Genomic DNA, 14847 nt, shown 5'->3' with positions numbered 1-14847 from the left:
CGCAATCCGCTCCTCACCCGTTGAATTATGTAATTTGGATTATTAATGCCGATACAAGGGCGCACAAGCCCAAGGATTCGTGCGGGGTAGCCCCGCGTCAGGGAGGGGGAATGTCGAACGCTTTGTCGTCGTCCGGGGGAGTAGCTGTTTCGGATGACATCGCGGCGGGCCCGCTCCCCTTTGCCGGGGTCGAGCTGGGCGGCACCAAATGCGTGTGCACGCTGGCTTTCGGACCGGGGCGGATCCTCGACCAGCAGGTCGTGCCGACCACCAGCGCCGGGGAGACGCTGCCCGCGATCCTCGAGATATTGCACGATTGGGCGCGGCATCCGGGATTCGCCGCGCTCGGAATCGCTTCCTTCGGGCCGATCGAGCTCGATCCGGCGGTGCCGACCTATGGGCAGATCCTCGCGACCACCAAGCCCGGCTGGCCGGGCACCGACGTGCTCGGCACGCTCTCGGGGCCCTTCGACGTGCCGGTCGGCTTCGACACCGACGTCAACGGCGCGGCGATGGCCGAGATCGCATGGGGCTCGGGGCAGGGCATGGACGATTTCGCCTATGTCACCGTCGGCACCGGCGTCGGCGTCGGGCTGATCGTCCATGGCCGCCCGACTCGCGGCTTCGCGCACAGCGAATGGGGGCATGTCCGGCTGCCGCGCCTCGCCGGCGACGATCATGCCAGCGTCTGCGGCTTTCACGCCGATTGCGTCGAGGGGCTGGCTTCGGGCTCGGCGCTGGTCGCGCGGCTCGGCGGCCGGCGCGTCCATGCAGTGGCGGAGGACGACCCCGTCTGGAAGCCGATCGTCCACTACATCGCCGCGATGGCGCATGCGCTGGTGTGCGGCGCCGGGCCGCAGCGCATCGCGCTCGGCGGCGGGGTGATCACCGCGCAGCCGCATCTCGTCGCGCGCGTCGAGACCGCGCTGATCGCCAGCCTCAACGGCTATATGAAGCTGCCCCGGGTCGGGAGCTATGTGATCCGGCCGGGGCTGGGCGATCTGGCCGGGCCGATGGGGTCGATCGCGCTCGCGGCGTCCGCGCTCGCGACCGCCGCCTAGCCAGACGCGCGCCGCTGTGCGAATTGAGCAATCAAACAGAATAAAAGCAGGCCGCCAAACGGGCCTGCGGCAAACAGGGAGGAGATAGGTTTGGCGCGTCCGGCAACGTCGAGCACCACGCTCGCATTCGCAGCGGTTACCACGCTGTTTTTCGCCTGGGGGTTCATCACCTCGCTGATCGATCCGCTGGTCGCGTCGGTGAAGGGCATCTTCACGCTGACCAACTTGCAGGCGCAGGCGGCGGCGTTCGCCTTCTTCATCGCCTATGGCCTGATTTCCTTTCCGGCGGCGGCCTTGCTCTCGCGCGCCAAGTCGATCCCGACGATCCTGATCGCGCTGGGACTGATGATCGCGGGCTGCCTCGTCATGCTCGCCGCGGCCAATCTCGCGGTATTCACCCTTGTGCTGCTCGGGCTGTTCATCCTCGCCAGCGGGATCACCATCCTGCAGGTCGCGGCGAACCCGCTCGCGGCGGCGCTCGGCGATCCGCGCTACAGCCATCTCCGGCTGACGCTCAGCCAGACCTTCAATTCGTTCGGCACGTTCCTCGGTCCGCTGCTCGGCGCGCACCTGTTCCTCAAGGGCGTCGAGGTCAAGGAAGGCACGGCGATCACCGATGCGGTGCGCGCCGACGCGCTCGCCGGGATCGATTCGGCTTATCTGTGGATCTGCGGGCTGATCGCCGCGCTGGCCTTGTTCTTCTGGCTCAGCCGTCGTGTCGTCACCGAGGCGGCGCCGCCGGTCGCTTCGACTACGGGGCTGTTCTCGGCACTGAATTCGCGTTGGGCGCTGTTCGGCGGGCTCGCGATCTTCCTCTATGTCGGCGCCGAGGTCTCGATCGGCACGCAGATGGCGCTGCTGCTCAACGACAACAGCGTCTGGGGTCAGTCCGACGCGGCGTTCGGCGTGCCGATCCTCGGCTGGCTGATGGGCAGCGACGGCGTGCCCGGCGTGTCGCTCCAGGAAGCCGGCAAGGCCGTCGCGCTGTACTGGCTCGGCGCGATGGTCGGCCGCGCGATCGGCTCCGGCCTGCTCGCGGTGGCACGCGCGCATCTGCTGCTCGCGCTGTTCACCGCGATCGCCGCGGCGATGTGCTTCTACGTCTTCGCCGTCGGCGGGGTGACCGCGGGCTTCGTCGCTTTGTCGATCGGGTTGTTCAACTCGATCATGTTCCCGGTGATCTTCACCCTCACGCTCGAGCGCTCGACCGCCACGGTCGAATCGACCTCGGGGCTGCTGTGCACCGCGATCGTCGGCGGCGCGCTGCTGCCGCTGCTCGTCGGCGCGGTGTCGGACAAGGGCGGCTACACCTTCGCGTTGATCGTCCCCGCCGCCTGCTATGTGGCCCTGTGCCTGTTCGCGCTGGCCGCCGGTCGCGCGACGGTGGTGCGTTCCGAAGCGGGAGCGGCCTCGCTGCACTGATCCGGCCTAGTCCGGATCGCTTTCGATCGGCGGGGCGGCGGGCAATGCGTCCGGCGCCCCGTCGAGCGCCCGGGCGAGCTTGTCCTTGTCGAGCGCCCCCTCCCAGCGCGCCACGACGATCGTCGCGACGGCATTGCCGATGAAGTTGGTCAGGCTGCGGCATTCGCTCATGAAACGGTCGACGCCGAGGATCAGCGCCATGCCGGCGATCGGCACCTTGGGCACGATCGCCAGCGTCGCCGCGAGCGTGATGAAACCCGATCCGGTCACGCCTGCCGCGCCCTTCGAGCTCAGCATCGCCACGCCGAGCAGCGCCAGCTGCTCGCCCAGCGTCAGCTCGACGCCGGTCGCTTGCGCGATGAACAGGGCCGCGAGCGTCATGTAGATGTTGGTGCCGTCGAGATTGAATGAATAGCCGGTGGGCACCACCACGCCGACGACTTCCTTGTCGCAGCCGGCACGCTGCATCTTCTCGATCAGCGCGGGCAGGGCGGCCTCGGACGACGAGGTGCCGAGCACGAGCAGCAGCTCGGCCTTGAGATAGCGGATCAGCTTGAGGATCGAGAAGCCGTTGAGCGCCGCGACGCTGCCGAGGATGACCAGCACGAAGATCATTGCGGTCGCGTAGAAGGTCGCGACCAGCGCGCCGAGATTGAGCAGGCTGCCCAGCCCGTATTTGCCGATCGTGAACGCCATCGCGCCGAACGCGCCGACCGGCGCCGCCCACATCACCAGCGCGACCAGCCGGAACACCACCAGCGCGATCCGCTCGAGCATCTCGGTCACCGGCCGCGCCGGCGCGCCGACCAGCGTCAGCGACACGCCGAACAGCACCGCGACGAACAGGATCTGCAGAATCGAGCCGCTGGTGAAGGCCGATACGAGCGTCGTCGGGATCACGGCGAGCAGGAAGCCCGTGACGCTGGTCTCGTGCGCTTTCTCGGCATAGCCATGCACCGATGCGGCGTTGAGCGAGGCGGGGTCGACGTTCATCCCCGCGCCGGGCTGGACGATGTGCGCGATCACCAGCCCGACGATCAGCGCCAGCGTCGAGAAGAACAGGAAATAGACGAAGGCCTTGACCACCACGCGGCCGAGCGCGGCGAGCTGGTGCGATCCGGCGATCCCGGTCACCACGGTGAGGAAGATCACCGGCGGGATGATCATCTTGACCAACGCGATGAAGCCGTCGCCGAGCGGCTGCAGGCTCGCCCCGAACGCCGGCCAGAGCGCGCCGACGGCGACGCCTGCGAGGATGCCGATCAGAACCCAGAAATAGAGGAGTCGCCAGACAGGCTGCCTGAACTGGTGCGCGCTTGGCCCGGCTGCCATCTCGTCCCCCCTGTGCATCGCCTCGTTTCTATGCCGACGCGATCGGGGCCCCAAACGGAAAAGGGCGCCCCCGTGCGGGAGCGCCCTTTCTAACCTTCAGCTCCGATCCCGAAGGACCGGAAAAGAGATCAATGCGCGTTCGCCTCGGCGGCGTCGGCCTTGTTCTCTTCGACGTCGGCGGCGTTCTCGAGAACGGCCTCGGCGGTCGCGTTGCTGGTGTTGTCAGCGGCCTCGTCGTAGATCGCCGCGTTCGCCTCGTGGCTCTCCGCAACGTTCTCGGCGGTGGTGTTGGTGGTGCCGCCGTTGCAAGCCGCGAGCGACATCAGGCCGGCGGTCGCAGCAACAATGAGGATCTTCTTCATCTGGGTTGCTCCCATGGAACTTCAAACGTTTCGCACCCGGCCCGAATGCCGACGCGAAGCCGCTGAAATAACGGTCGTTGCGCTTGCGTCAATCGCAAATGCGACAGGGCGCAAAGATTCTGCCATTTTTTTGCCCGAATTCAGACATCCGAGCGCCCTGAATCGCCGCGTTCAGTGCCCCGCCGGGGTCACTTTCCCGATATCCTCGGGGGCGTTGGCGACGATCGCGAGCAGCGCCGTCCACGCCGCGACGTTCTGCCGTAGCTGCTCGGGGTCGATCTTGTCGAGCGTGTCGTCGGGGGTGTGGTGATAGTCGAAATAGCGCAGCCCCGACTGGTCGAGGTCGATTCCGGCGACGCCGCTACGTAATACGGGGCCGACATCGGTGCCGCCGCCCGCAGTGCCGCGGCCGCGCGAGATGCCGAGCGGTGCCAGCGCGGTCGCCAGCCGGTCGCCGATCGGCTTGGCCGACTCGGGAAGATTGGTCTCGAACTTCCACACCCGATCGGCGCCGAAGTCCGATTCGGAGGCGAAGACGTGGCGTTCGCCGGCATGCGCCTTGGCATAGGCCTCGCCGCCGAACCCGCCGACTTCCTCGGCGCCGAACCAGACGACGCGGATCGTGCGGCGCGGCTGGCCGGCGTCCATGATCCGCTTGGCGGCGGCGGTGGTGATCGCGACGCCCGAGGCGTCGTCGATCGCGCCGGTGCCGAGATCCCAGCTGTCGAGATGGCCGCCGATCAGGACGATGCCGGCATTCGGGTCGCTGCCGGGAACGTCGGCGATGACGTTGCCCGATTCGGCCTCGCCCTTGAACTGCGGCGTGACCAGCAACTTGAGCCGCACCGGCCCCCGCTTGAGCAGCCGTTCGAGTTGCTCGGCATCGGGAAGCGACAGCGCCGCTGCGGCGATCGGCTTGACGCCCTCCGCCCAATTGGTGACGCCGGTGTGCGGGTTGCGATGATGGTCGGTGCCGATCGAGCGGATCAGGATCGCCGCAGCGCCCTTGGTCGCCGCGAGGTTTGGCCCCGCGCGCCGCGCGCCGCCGAACGCGCCATATTGCGAGCCGTCCTGCGTCGGGGTCATGGCATGGCTGACGAAGACGATCTTGCCCTTCACGGCCTCGGCCGGCGCGGCCTGGAGATCGGCGAGCGTCGGGAAGAATGCGACCTCGGCCTCGATGCCTCTGGACCCGGTCGAGCCCGAATTGCCCAGCGCGGCGATCGCCAGCTTCTGCGCCGAGGCGCCGAGCACCTCTGCGGTTTCCTCGCCGCGGACCCAGACCGGCATCTTGTAGGTCTCGATATGGACGTTCTTGAAGCCCAGCGCGGTCAGCTTCTTGACCGCCCAGGCGCGCGCCCGCGCCTCGGCCTCGGTCGCCGCGAGCCGCTGCCCCACTTCGGTGGTCAGCCCCTCGGTGACCTCCCAGGCGACATCGTCCCTGAGCGCGGCATCGCGCAGCGCCGCTGCATCATGCGTCTGCGCCAGTGCGGGGAGGGGGAGGGCGAGCGCGGCGACGGCCGCGAGCAGGATGCGCTTGGTCATGGCGAGCGTGCTAGCCACCCCCGTAACGTTTGCCAATGCCCTGCGTGTTTCCTTTTTGTTTCCGTTCGGGCCGCGTTGCCATTTCGCGCGTCGATCGCTACATCGCGGCCAAACTTCCCGCATTCCAGAGCTCGAAACGGAGACCCGCCCCGTGGCCGCCCAATACGCCTTCGTGATGAAGGACATGACCAAGACTTTCCCCGGCGCTCCCAAGCCGGTGCTCAACAACATCAACCTGCAATTCTATCAGGGCGCGAAGATCGGCATCGTCGGCCCCAACGGCGCCGGCAAGTCGACGCTGATGAAGATCATGGCTGGTGTCGACAAGGATTTCTCGGGCGAGGCTTGGCCCGGCGAGAACATCACCGTCGGTTATCTCGAGCAGGAGCCCCAGCTCGATCCGACCAAGAACGTGCTCGAGAACGTCAAGGACGGCGCGCGCGAGATCGCCGACATGGTCGATCGCTTCAACGCGATCTCGGCCGAGATGGGCGATCCCAGGGACGACACCGATTTCGACGCGCTGATGGAAGAGATGGGCGATCTCCAGGGCAAGATCGACGCAGTCGACGGCTGGACGCTCGACAACCAGCTCGAGATCGCGATGGAAGCGCTGCGCTGCCCGCCGTCGGACTGGTCGGTCGACAATCTGTCGGGCGGTGAGAAGCGCCGCGTCGCGCTGACCCGGCTGCTGATCCAGAAGCCGTCGATCCTGCTGCTCGACGAACCGACCAACCATCTCGACGCCGAGAGCGTCGAATGGCTGGAGAACCATCTCAAGGAATATCCGGGCGCGGTGCTGATGATCACCCACGACCGCTATTTCCTCGACAATGTCGTCGGCTGGATCCTCGAGATCGATCGCGGCAAATATTTCCCCTACGAGGGCAATTACTCGACCTATCTCGAGAAGAAGTCGAAGCGCCTCGAGCAGGAGGATCGCGAAGAATCGGGGCGCCAGAAGGCGATCCGCGACGAGCTGGAGTGGATCCGGCAGGGGCCCAAGGGCCGCCAGACCAAGTCGAAGGCGCGTATCGCCAAGTTCGATCAGCTCGTCGAGCAGCAGCAGAATCGCAAGCCGACCGGCGCCCAGATCGTCATCCAGGTGCCCGAGCGCCTCGGCGGCAAGGTCATCGAGGTCGAGAACATCTCCAAGGCCTATGGCGACAAGCTGCTGTTCGAGAATCTCTCGTTCACGCTTCCCGCCGGCGGCATCGTCGGCGTGATCGGCCCCAACGGCGCCGGCAAGTCGACCTTGTTCAAGCTGATCACCGGCCAGGAGACCCCCGACACCGGCACGATCGAAAAGGGTTCGACGGTGCGCCTCGGCTATGTCGACCAGAGCCGCGACCATCTCGATCCCAAGAAGAATGTCTGGGAGGAAATCTCGGACGGGCTCGACTATATGAAGGTCAACGGCCACGACGCCTCGACCCGTGCCTATGTCGGCGCGTTCAACTTCAAGGGCGCCGACCAGCAGAAGAATGTTGGCAAGCTCTCGGGCGGCGAGCGCAACCGCGTCAACATCGCCAAGATGCTCAAGCGCGGCGGCAACGTGCTGCTGCTCGACGAGCCGACCAACGATCTCGACGTCGAGACGCTCGGCGCGCTGGAAGAGGCGATCGAGAATTTCGCGGGCTGCGCGGTGGTGATCAGCCACGATCGCTTCTTCCTCGATCGTCTCGCCACGCACATCCTCGCCTTCGAGGGCAACAGCCATGTCGAATGGTTCGAAGGCAATTTCGAAGCCTATGAGGAAGACAAGCGCCGTCGCCTCGGCGATGCCGCCGATCGCCCGACCGCGCTGGCCTACAAGAAGCTGACTCGCTGATGACGATCCGGGCGCCTGCGGTCTGATGGCACGCAAGGCGCCCGGCTTCGGCGACACGCTTGGCCGCTGGCTGGTCGACGAAGGGCTGGCGCCCGACGAGGCGGACCCCGGGTCGCTCGCCGACGTGGGGCGGGTGCGCGCGGTGCTGATCGCGGCCGCGCGCGAGCGGCGTGCCGTCAGCTATTCCGAGCTGCTCGGCCAGTTGGGCCATCGGTTCACCCGGCCCAGGATGCGCGCGGTGTGCAAGACGCTCGACGCGATCGATTCGGCCGGTGCCGCTGCCGGCGAGCCCAACCTGGCGGTGCTGGTGGTGCGCGAGACTGATCGGCTGCCCGGGCAGGGGTGGTGGGTCGGCGCGGCCGACGCCTATGGCTATCAAGGTGAATGGACCGGGCCCGATGCGGCTGCGCTGGTCGCGCGGCTGCAGGCGCAGGCCTTCGACTATTGGGACGCGAAGAAGCGATAGCGACCGTGCTGGCGTCGAACCGCGCGACGCGATACCCTCTTTCCCCAGCCTGCCACTCGAACGAGGGGAGTTGGGGAAATGACCGGTTGGGCCGCGCTCATCACTGCGATCGCCGCGCTCATCGCGGCGATCGTCTGGCCGGTGTCGCTGATCCTCGTCTTCCTGATGTTCCGCACCCAGATCCTGCTCGCGGCGGAGAATGTCCCCGCGCTGGTCAAGCGGATGCGCAAGGTGAAGCTGGGCGTGTTCGAGGCCGAGCTCGAAAAGGAGACCGAGGGGCTGGTCGACGCCGCGCTCGCCGATCCCGGCAAGCTCACGCCGCAACAGATACGCTCGGCTACCCGCGTGCAGGTCGCGGCGAAGGCGCTCGACGATTCGGCGCTCCGGGCGCAGCTCCACCAGCTCTCGTTGGAATTCGACATCGTGCGCCGGACCCTGCCGCCCGGCCGCGAGCGCGAGCGCGCGATGACCGAGGTGCTGGTCAAGATGCGCACGATCGGCCCGGCGCTGGCGCATCTGATCGGCGAGCTCAAGGCATCGGAGTCTCCCGGCGAGCGGCTTGCGGCCATCGCGATGATGCAGCTCGATCCCGGCCTGCTCGATCTCGATTGGCTGCTCGGCCGGTTTGGCAGCGATCCGCCCTTCCTGTTCTTCCAGTCGGCCTTCGTGCTCAGGAACGCGATGCGGCTGCTCGGCCCCGAGGACGATGCCCGTATCCGCCGATGCGCCGAACAGGCCTTGGCCAAGGTCCGCGCCTATGACGGCGAGCCCGACGCCAATACCGTGCGATTGCTCGAGGAGATCATCCGCGGCTGATTGCCGAGGCGCGGGATTGCCGACAAACTGCCGCCGGGGGAGGGACGCCATGCGGCTTTGGTTCCGTGCGCACAACGCGCGCCTGATTGCGTTCGCGCTGGTCGTGGCGCTGTTCGCCATTCCGGTGATCGCGTTGCTTTGGATGACCGCGGTGCCCGGCAAATCCTATGCCGGACCGTTGTCGCCGCGTACCGCGAAGGAGACCGAGCTGGCGCAGCGGTTGCGCCGGCATGTCGAGGCAATCGCGCGCGAGCCCCACAATATCGGCCACCCCGAGGCGTTCGAACGCTCGGCGAGATATATCGAGACGACGCTCGCGGGCTTTGGCTATCAAGTCGCGACCCAGCGCTTCGATAACGGGCGCGCGCGCAACATCGAAGTCGCGCTCCTCCCCGATGACGGCCCCGGACCGTCGCTGGTGATCGGTGCGCATTATGACAGCGCCTTTTCGGCCCCAGGCGCCAACGACAATGGTTCGGGGGTGGCGGCCCTGCTCGAGCTCGCGCGCATGCTCGCCGATCTGAAGGCCGAGGTCGGCGCCCCGATCCGCTTCGTCTTCTTCGCCAACGAAGAGCCGCCCTTCTTCCAGACCGACTATATGGGCAGCCGCGTCTATGCCGAGCGGCTGCGCGCCTCGGGGGAGAAAGTGCGCGGGATGTGGTCGCTCGAGACGCTGGGCTATTATGACGACCGGCCCGGCAGCCAGCATTATCCGTTCCCGTTGGGCTGGCTCTATCCCGACACCGGGAATTTCATCGCGTTCGTCGGCACCACCGGCTCGCGCGATTTCGTCCGCCGCAGCGTCGCCGCGTTCCGCGCGCGCGCCGCGTTTCCGAGCGTCGGCGGCACCGCGCCCGGCTTCGTGCAGGGGATCGACTGGTCGGATCACTGGGCTTTTGAGCAGGCCGGCTTCCCCGCGCTGATGATCACCGACACCGCGCCGTTTCGCTATCCGCGCTATCACAGCACGGCGGATACGTCGGACAAACTGGATTATGCCCGGCTGGCCCGCGTCGTGACCGGGCTGGAGGCGGTGGTACGCTCGGGCGCGCTGCAGCGACCTTGACGCGCAGCAACATGCGCGGGTCTAGTCCGGCCATGGCCGAAATCGACTATCAGCGCTGGACGGGCACCGTCGCCGACGCCGCCGACCCGTTGCTCGCGCTCTGCACCGCCGTGTTCGGCACATTCGATCCCGCCTATCTGCGCGGCCGGGTGCCGCATATCGCCGATGCCGATCTCTGGCTGGCAATCGATCAGGGCGAGTGGGTCGGCTTCAAGCTCGGCTATCGTCGCGGTGAAGGCTTGCTCTACTCGTGGCTCGGCGGCGTCGATCCGCGGATGCGCGGGCAGGGCGTCGCGTCGGAATTGATGCGGCGCCAGCACGACCATGCGGCGGCTGCAGGCTATCGCTTCGTCGAGACCAGCACGCGCGCCGCCAATAATCCGATGATCCTGCTCAACCTGCGCCACGGCTTTCACGTCGCCGGGTTCGAAATCGATGCGCGCGGCATTGCCGTGGTCATCCAACGCAAGGAACTCAAACTCGATCGCGCGTAGATGGACAAGCGTGTCGTGGCTTCCTAACACACCTGAATGATCGCCAGGCTTGTCGCAATCGCACTGACTCTTGTCGGGATCCCCGCATCGGCGCAGACCGCGCCGGCGTTCACCTCCTACACCACGGATTTCGACCGGTTCGCGACCGAAACGCAGGCGATGCCGGAGGCCGAGCGCGTGAAGCTGTTTCGCGCGCGTTTCAATCGCCTGCTTCCAGGCTTCTACGAGCCGCGCAACGGTCTCGACGACGCCAAATATGACGCGCGTGTCGCCAAGGCGCTTGCCGACTATCCGGCACAACGAGACAAATATCTCGCCGCCGCCACCGCGTTCCGCCGCGCCTACACCGCCGGGATCCAGCATTTCCGCGTCGCTTTTCCCGATTTCCGCCCGACCGTGCCGATTTATCTCGTCCATTCGCTCGGCGAGATGGACGGCGGCGGCCGGACTTTGCGTGGCAAGGACGTGATGGTGTTCGGCGCCGACGTGATCGCGCGCATCCATGATACGAAGACGATCGGGCCGTTCTTCGATCACGAGCTCTTCCACATCTACCATGGCCAATATTTCGCCGATTGCGGCGAACTCTGGTGCAGCCTGTGGATCGAGGGGCTCGCGGTCTATGCCGCGGCGCGGATGAACCCCGGCGTTGACGATTCCGGCCTGCTGCTCAACCAGCCGCGACCGATCCGGCCCGAGGTCGAGCCGAAGCTCGCCGAAGTGGTTTGCTTCACGCGCGGCAAATTCGCATCGCAGGACAAGGCGGACATCCGCGCGTTCTTCGTGGGCGGTTCAGGCGCGACCACGGCCTGGCCGCCGCGCTTCGGCTATTATCTGGGCTATCGCCTCGCGCAGACGATCGGCGCGACGCACGATCTCGCCACGCTCGCGAAGATGCCGCCCGAGAAGGTCAAGCCGTTGCTGCAGGAGGCGATGGCGAAGCTCGCCTCCTGCAGCTGATCGTCAGGCGGCGATCCGGGAGCGCGCCGCGTCGACGCTCCACGGGCCCGCGCCGGCGGCGGCGAGATACAGGAAGATGAAGCAGTAGAGCATGATCGCTTCACCGCCGTTCACCGACGGGAAGAAGCCCCCCTTCGCATGCACCATGAAATAGCCGACCGCGCACATGCCCGATGCGATGAACGCCACCGGCCGGGTCAACAGCCCGATCACCAGCAGTGCGCCGCCGACCAGCTCGATCGTGCCCGCCGCGTAGAGCAGCGGATTGAGCGGCATGGGAAAGGGCGGGACGTTGAAGAATTTCGACGTGCCGTGCTGCAGAAAACCGAGCCCGGCGACGATGCGCAGGATGCTCAGCAACGGACCGGACCAGCTCGCGGGAATGGGCATGCGTTCCTCCTGTTCGACGGCGCGCCCGTGCGGCCGTTTCACAGGTGGAACCTTTCACGCCCGGGGCGTGGAATCAATCGAGCGCTGCGAAACCATGCGTTTCCGCGCCCGTCGGCCGCGCGGCGAGCGGCTATCCCGGCTCAGGCAGTGAAGCGTTTGGTGAAGCCCTTGTGCCGCTTCTCGTCCTCGGCAGCGAAGGCCTCGACATGATCGACGCGCGCGAGCGGGGTGCCTTCGTGGCAGCCCTCGATCAGCCGGGCGACAGTCTCGTCCTCGCCCGAGACGAGGATCTCGACCCGCCCGTCGCGCACGTTGCGCACCCAGCCGGTGAGCCCGGTGCGCTGGGCGGTGCGCACCACCCAGTCGCGATAGCCGACGCCCTGGACACGGCCGGAAACCAGAACACGTTGTGTAACCATAAACCCCACGCAAAACCCGGACCCGAAACAGCGGGCTCCCGTCGCTTGTTTACCACGGTGCGTCGAAACGCCATCCGGGCGACCAGTCGGTTCGCCGCATCCCGGGCACGATTCAGGGGTAAGTGACCGCGATCACTTCATATTCGCGCTCGCCACCGGGCAGCGTCACCCGACGCAGATCGCCGAGCGCGGCGCCGCGCAGCGCGCGGGCAAGGGGGGCGTTCCAGCCGATCAGCCCCTTGCCGGCATCGGCCTCGTCGTCGCCGACGAGGGTCAGCACGCGTTGATTGTCGTCCTCGTCGGCGATGGTCACGGTCGCGCCGAAGAACACGCGGCTACGGTCTTCCTGCGCCGCCGGATCGACCACCTTGGCCGCCTTCATCCGCTTCGAGAGCCAGCCCAGCCGACGATCGATCTCGCGCAGCCTTTTGCGGCCATAGATATAGTCGCCATTCTCCGAGCGATCGCCATTGCCCGCCGCCCATGCGATCGTCTCGACCAGCTGCGGGCGCTCGGTCGCGAACAGCGCGTCATATTCGGCCTTGAGCGCGGAATAACCCGCGGGGGTGATGTAGTTCGGGCGATCCATCCCCCACCCGTCGCTCCGCCGGGAGCCCTGGTCAACCCGGCCGGTTCTTGCCCAGATACCAGCTCATGTTCGCCGGGCCCCGCGAACGGGCGTGCTCGGGGTTGATCAGGTCATAGACCACGGCGTTCTCCAGCACGCGCTGGACATAGTTCTTGGTCTCGAAGATCGGGATCTGCTCGATCCATTTGACCATGTCGCCGCCCGGCAGGCGCGGATCGCCATTGGCGCGGATCCATTTGTTCACATTGCCCGGCCCGGCATTATAGGCCGCCACCGCCAGCGGATAGCTGCCATAGAGATTGAACATCCGCTGGAAATAGGTCGAGCCGAGCTTGATGTTGTAGTCGGTATCGGTGGTCAGCGATTCCCGATCGTAGCTCAGCCCGAGCTTGCCCGCGGTCTCGGCGGCGGTGCCCGGCATCAGCTGCATCAGCCCGCGCGCGCCGGCGTGGCTCACCGCGGCGCGGTCGAACTGGCTCTCCTGCCGCGCGATCGCATGGACGATCGTCCAATAATCGCGCTGCGATTCGGGGACGCGGACCGAGGGGAAGCCTGCCGCAGTATAGTCCGACAGGCCGTTCTCGAGCGCGCTGCGCCCGACCATCACGCCGAGATCGGGGCGCCCGATCGTCCGGCTGAGCTCGGCGGCGAGGACATGGTCGTTGTCGGTCGTCGCGTCGCGCGCGATCTGGCGGATGAACAGCCCCTGCGAGACGCGGTCGCCCATCGTCCCGAGCAACTGCGCGGCGCGGACCGTCTCGCGCCGGTAAAAGGCGTCGCGCGCCTCCGGCGATGCGACGCGGGTGTCGAGCGGGGGCGGGCCCTTGAGCGCCCGTCCGAGCCGCTCGGCGGCGAGCTGGCCGTAGAACAGATCAGAGAAGCCGGCGGCACGGGTGAAATAGTCGGTCGCCGCGGCCTGGTCGCCTGCCGCCTCGGCGGCGCGCCCGGCCCAATACAGCCCCTTGGACTGCGTCGTCGGGGTCTTCGATCCGCGCGAATAGCGTTCGAACATTCCGATCGCATCGCGCGGACGGCCGAGATTGTAGTAGGCGGTGGTGCCGGCGAGCCAGGTCAGGCTGGTATAGTCGTCACGCTCGCCCAGCGGCAGCTCGGCGATCACCGTGGTCGAGGGGAAGGCGTCGTCGACCTGGCTGGCGATCTGCCAGGCGAGGCTGTGCTGGCCGTCCGACGAGGCGCCGCGCGCGGCGAGCAGCAGCACTTCATACCATTCCTCGGCATCGCCAGGATAGGCGCTCAGCCGCGGGCGCTGCGCCAGATAGGCGCGCATCGCGGGGCTCTGGCCATTGTCGCGCAGCCACAGCGCGCGATCGGCGATGAAGCCCGGATCGCTGCGGCCGATGTCCATCGCATTGGCGCCCTTGAGCGCCGCGTCGGCCGCCCGTGTCCGGAACGCGATCCGCGCCTCGAAGATCGGGCGCTTCGCCGGCGAGACATAGACCAGCTGCCGCGTGGCGGCGCTCGTCGCGCCCTTCCACAGCAGCACGTCCATCCGCGCGTCATGATCGGCCGGGCTCAGCGCGGGCAGGAAGCCCGCCATCAGCTTGCTCTCGTCGGCGGCGCGCAACGTCCCCGCGCGCCACGCCTTGCGCGCCTGCTCGTTCGCGTCCGCGCGCCGGCCAGAGGCGGCGAGCGCCTCGGCGAAGCGCAGATGCCCGGCCGGGGTCAGCGGCGCAAAGCGCTCGAAGAAGCGCACCACCAGCCCCGGCGCGAAGCTGCCGCTGTCGAGCACGGTCTCGGCGGCGGCGCGCCGGCTGGTCTCGCCCGGCCAGCCCGGATGGGCGAGCATGAAATTGGCATAGTCGGAGAAGGGCCAGTTGTCGGACTGCTGGAGTCGCTTCCATTCGGCCAGCGCGATGCCGACCGAATCGGACTGGGCATAGGCCGGGGGCACCGGCGAGCCCATGCTCTGGATCGCCCCCGCGACCGAGCGAATTTGTTCCTGCGTGAGCTGCGATGAGACCGCGACCCCCGACACCCCAGCGAGCAATACAGCGCTCTTGATAACCGACCCGAGCATGCTGGACATCATACGGACTCGCCGCCTATCTGCCAGTCCCGATCTCGGGATTTGAG

15 protein-coding genes are annotated in these 14847 nt (G+C 67.2%); 8 read left to right on the top strand and 7 right to left on the bottom strand.

The annotated features are described in order from the left end of the window. Nucleotides 1–110: 110 nt before the first annotated feature. Nucleotides 111–1061, top strand: coding sequence for an ROK family protein (locus E5A74_RS01420; protein ID WP_135982117.1), 951 nt, complete (start codon nt 111–113; stop codon nt 1059–1061). A 90-nt stretch (nt 1062–1151) separates the two neighbouring features. After that, entirely contained in the window at nt 1152–2483 is a 1332-nt protein-coding gene (locus E5A74_RS01415) for a sugar MFS transporter (RefSeq protein ID WP_135982115.1), read from the top strand. A gap of 6 nt (nt 2484–2489) precedes the next feature. On the opposite strand, the gene E5A74_RS01410 is transcribed toward E5A74_RS01415, so the two are convergent. From E5A74_RS01410 to E5A74_RS01400, 3 genes are all read right to left on the bottom strand, one after another. After that, nucleotides 2490–3815, bottom strand: coding sequence for a dicarboxylate/amino acid:cation symporter (locus tag E5A74_RS01410; protein WP_135982113.1), 1326 nt, complete (start codon nt 3813–3815; stop codon nt 2490–2492). 128 nt (nt 3816–3943) lie between these two features. Then, nucleotides 3944–4177 (bottom strand): hypothetical protein, encoded by a 234-nt coding sequence (locus E5A74_RS01405; RefSeq protein ID WP_135982111.1) that lies wholly within the window; start codon nt 4175–4177, stop codon nt 3944–3946. A gap of 171 nt (nt 4178–4348) precedes the next feature. Continuing rightward, complete coding sequence (locus E5A74_RS01400; protein WP_135982109.1) at nt 4349–5722, bottom strand: M20/M25/M40 family metallo-hydrolase; 1374 nt, start codon at nt 5720–5722, stop codon at nt 4349–4351. A gap of 151 nt (nt 5723–5873) precedes the next feature. Here E5A74_RS01400 and ettA point away from each other — a divergent pair, with 151 nt between their 5' ends. The 6 genes from ettA (at nt 5874) to E5A74_RS01370 (ending at nt 11355) form a co-directional block, all read left to right on the top strand. Continuing rightward, nucleotides 5874–7553 carry an energy-dependent translational throttle protein EttA gene (gene ettA, locus E5A74_RS01395; protein ID WP_135982107.1) on the top strand — a complete coding sequence of 560 codons (1680 nt, stop codon included), beginning with the start codon at nt 5874–5876 and terminating at the stop codon, nt 7551–7553. A 25-nt stretch (nt 7554–7578) separates the two neighbouring features. Continuing rightward, nucleotides 7579–8019: a ribose-phosphate pyrophosphokinase gene (locus tag E5A74_RS01390; protein ID WP_240699591.1), complete on the top strand. Its 441-nt coding sequence runs from the start codon at nt 7579–7581 to the stop codon at nt 8017–8019. A 78-nt stretch (nt 8020–8097) separates the two neighbouring features. Continuing rightward, a complete protein-coding gene (locus E5A74_RS01385; protein WP_135982103.1) occupies nt 8098–8835 on the top strand; it encodes a hypothetical protein in 738 nt (245 codons plus the stop codon). A 49-nt stretch (nt 8836–8884) separates the two neighbouring features. After that, nucleotides 8885–9901: a M20/M25/M40 family metallo-hydrolase gene (locus E5A74_RS21335; protein WP_206365737.1), complete on the top strand. Its 1017-nt coding sequence runs from the start codon at nt 8885–8887 to the stop codon at nt 9899–9901. A gap of 32 nt (nt 9902–9933) precedes the next feature. Continuing rightward, nucleotides 9934–10395, top strand: a complete 462-nt coding sequence (locus tag E5A74_RS01375; RefSeq protein WP_135982102.1) for a GNAT family N-acetyltransferase — start codon at nt 9934–9936, stop codon at nt 10393–10395. A 36-nt stretch (nt 10396–10431) separates the two neighbouring features. After that, nucleotides 10432–11355, top strand: a complete 924-nt coding sequence (locus E5A74_RS01370; protein WP_135982100.1) for a DUF2268 domain-containing putative Zn-dependent protease — start codon at nt 10432–10434, stop codon at nt 11353–11355. A 3-nt stretch (nt 11356–11358) separates the two neighbouring features. On the opposite strand, the gene E5A74_RS01365 is transcribed toward E5A74_RS01370, so the two are convergent. The 4 genes from E5A74_RS01365 to E5A74_RS01350 form a co-directional block, all read right to left on the bottom strand. Further along, nucleotides 11359–11745, bottom strand: coding sequence for a DoxX family protein (locus E5A74_RS01365; protein WP_135982098.1), 387 nt, complete (start codon nt 11743–11745; stop codon nt 11359–11361). Between the two features lie 140 nt (nt 11746–11885). Further along, nucleotides 11886–12164, bottom strand: a complete 279-nt coding sequence (locus E5A74_RS01360) for an acylphosphatase (protein WP_135982096.1) — start codon at nt 12162–12164, stop codon at nt 11886–11888. Nucleotides 12165–12276: 112 nt separating this feature from the next. Beyond that, nucleotides 12277–12753: a transcription elongation factor GreB gene (gene greB / locus E5A74_RS01355; protein ID WP_135982094.1), complete on the bottom strand. Its 477-nt coding sequence runs from the start codon at nt 12751–12753 to the stop codon at nt 12277–12279. Between the two features lie 31 nt (nt 12754–12784). Continuing rightward, nucleotides 12785–14791, bottom strand: a complete 2007-nt coding sequence (locus tag E5A74_RS01350) for a lytic transglycosylase domain-containing protein (protein WP_135982092.1) — start codon at nt 14789–14791, stop codon at nt 12785–12787. Between the last annotated feature and the right edge of the window lie 56 nt (nt 14792–14847).

This window comes from Sphingomonas naasensis (assembly GCF_004792695.1).
Classification (GTDB): Bacteria; Pseudomonadota; Alphaproteobacteria; order Sphingomonadales; family Sphingomonadaceae; genus Sphingomonas; species Sphingomonas naasensis.
Note: the sequence above shows the minus strand (reverse complement) of the source record. Positions and strands in the feature narration are given on the sequence as shown.

Excerpts from the sequence above, each read along its gene's own strand:
- E5A74_RS01420 (WP_135982117.1), top strand. The coding sequence starts at position 111 with ATGTCGAACGCTTTGTCGTCGTCCGGGGGAGTAGCTGTTTCGGATGAC.
- E5A74_RS01410 (WP_135982113.1), bottom strand. The coding sequence starts at position 3,815 with ATGGCAGCCGGGCCAAGCGCGCACCAGTTCAGGCAGCCTGTCTGGCGA.
- E5A74_RS01405 (WP_135982111.1), bottom strand. The coding sequence starts at position 4,177 with ATGAAGAAGATCCTCATTGTTGCTGCGACCGCCGGCCTGATGTCGCTC.
- E5A74_RS01400 (WP_135982109.1), bottom strand. The coding sequence starts at position 5,722 with ATGACCAAGCGCATCCTGCTCGCGGCCGTCGCCGCGCTCGCCCTCCCC.
- E5A74_RS01390 (WP_240699591.1), top strand. The coding sequence starts at position 7,579 with ATGGCACGCAAGGCGCCCGGCTTCGGCGACACGCTTGGCCGCTGGCTG.
- E5A74_RS01385 (WP_135982103.1), top strand. The coding sequence starts at position 8,098 with ATGACCGGTTGGGCCGCGCTCATCACTGCGATCGCCGCGCTCATCGCG.
- E5A74_RS21335 (WP_206365737.1), top strand. The coding sequence starts at position 8,885 with ATGCGGCTTTGGTTCCGTGCGCACAACGCGCGCCTGATTGCGTTCGCG.
- E5A74_RS01375 (WP_135982102.1), top strand. The coding sequence starts at position 9,934 with ATGGCCGAAATCGACTATCAGCGCTGGACGGGCACCGTCGCCGACGCC.
- E5A74_RS01370 (WP_135982100.1), top strand. The coding sequence starts at position 10,432 with ATGATCGCCAGGCTTGTCGCAATCGCACTGACTCTTGTCGGGATCCCC.
- E5A74_RS01365 (WP_135982098.1), bottom strand. The coding sequence starts at position 11,745 with ATGCCCATTCCCGCGAGCTGGTCCGGTCCGTTGCTGAGCATCCTGCGC.
- E5A74_RS01360 (WP_135982096.1), bottom strand. The coding sequence starts at position 12,164 with ATGGTTACACAACGTGTTCTGGTTTCCGGCCGTGTCCAGGGCGTCGGC.
- greB (WP_135982094.1), bottom strand. The coding sequence starts at position 12,753 with ATGGATCGCCCGAACTACATCACCCCCGCGGGTTATTCCGCGCTCAAG.
- E5A74_RS01350 (WP_135982092.1), bottom strand. The coding sequence starts at position 14,791 with ATGCTCGGGTCGGTTATCAAGAGCGCTGTATTGCTCGCTGGGGTGTCG.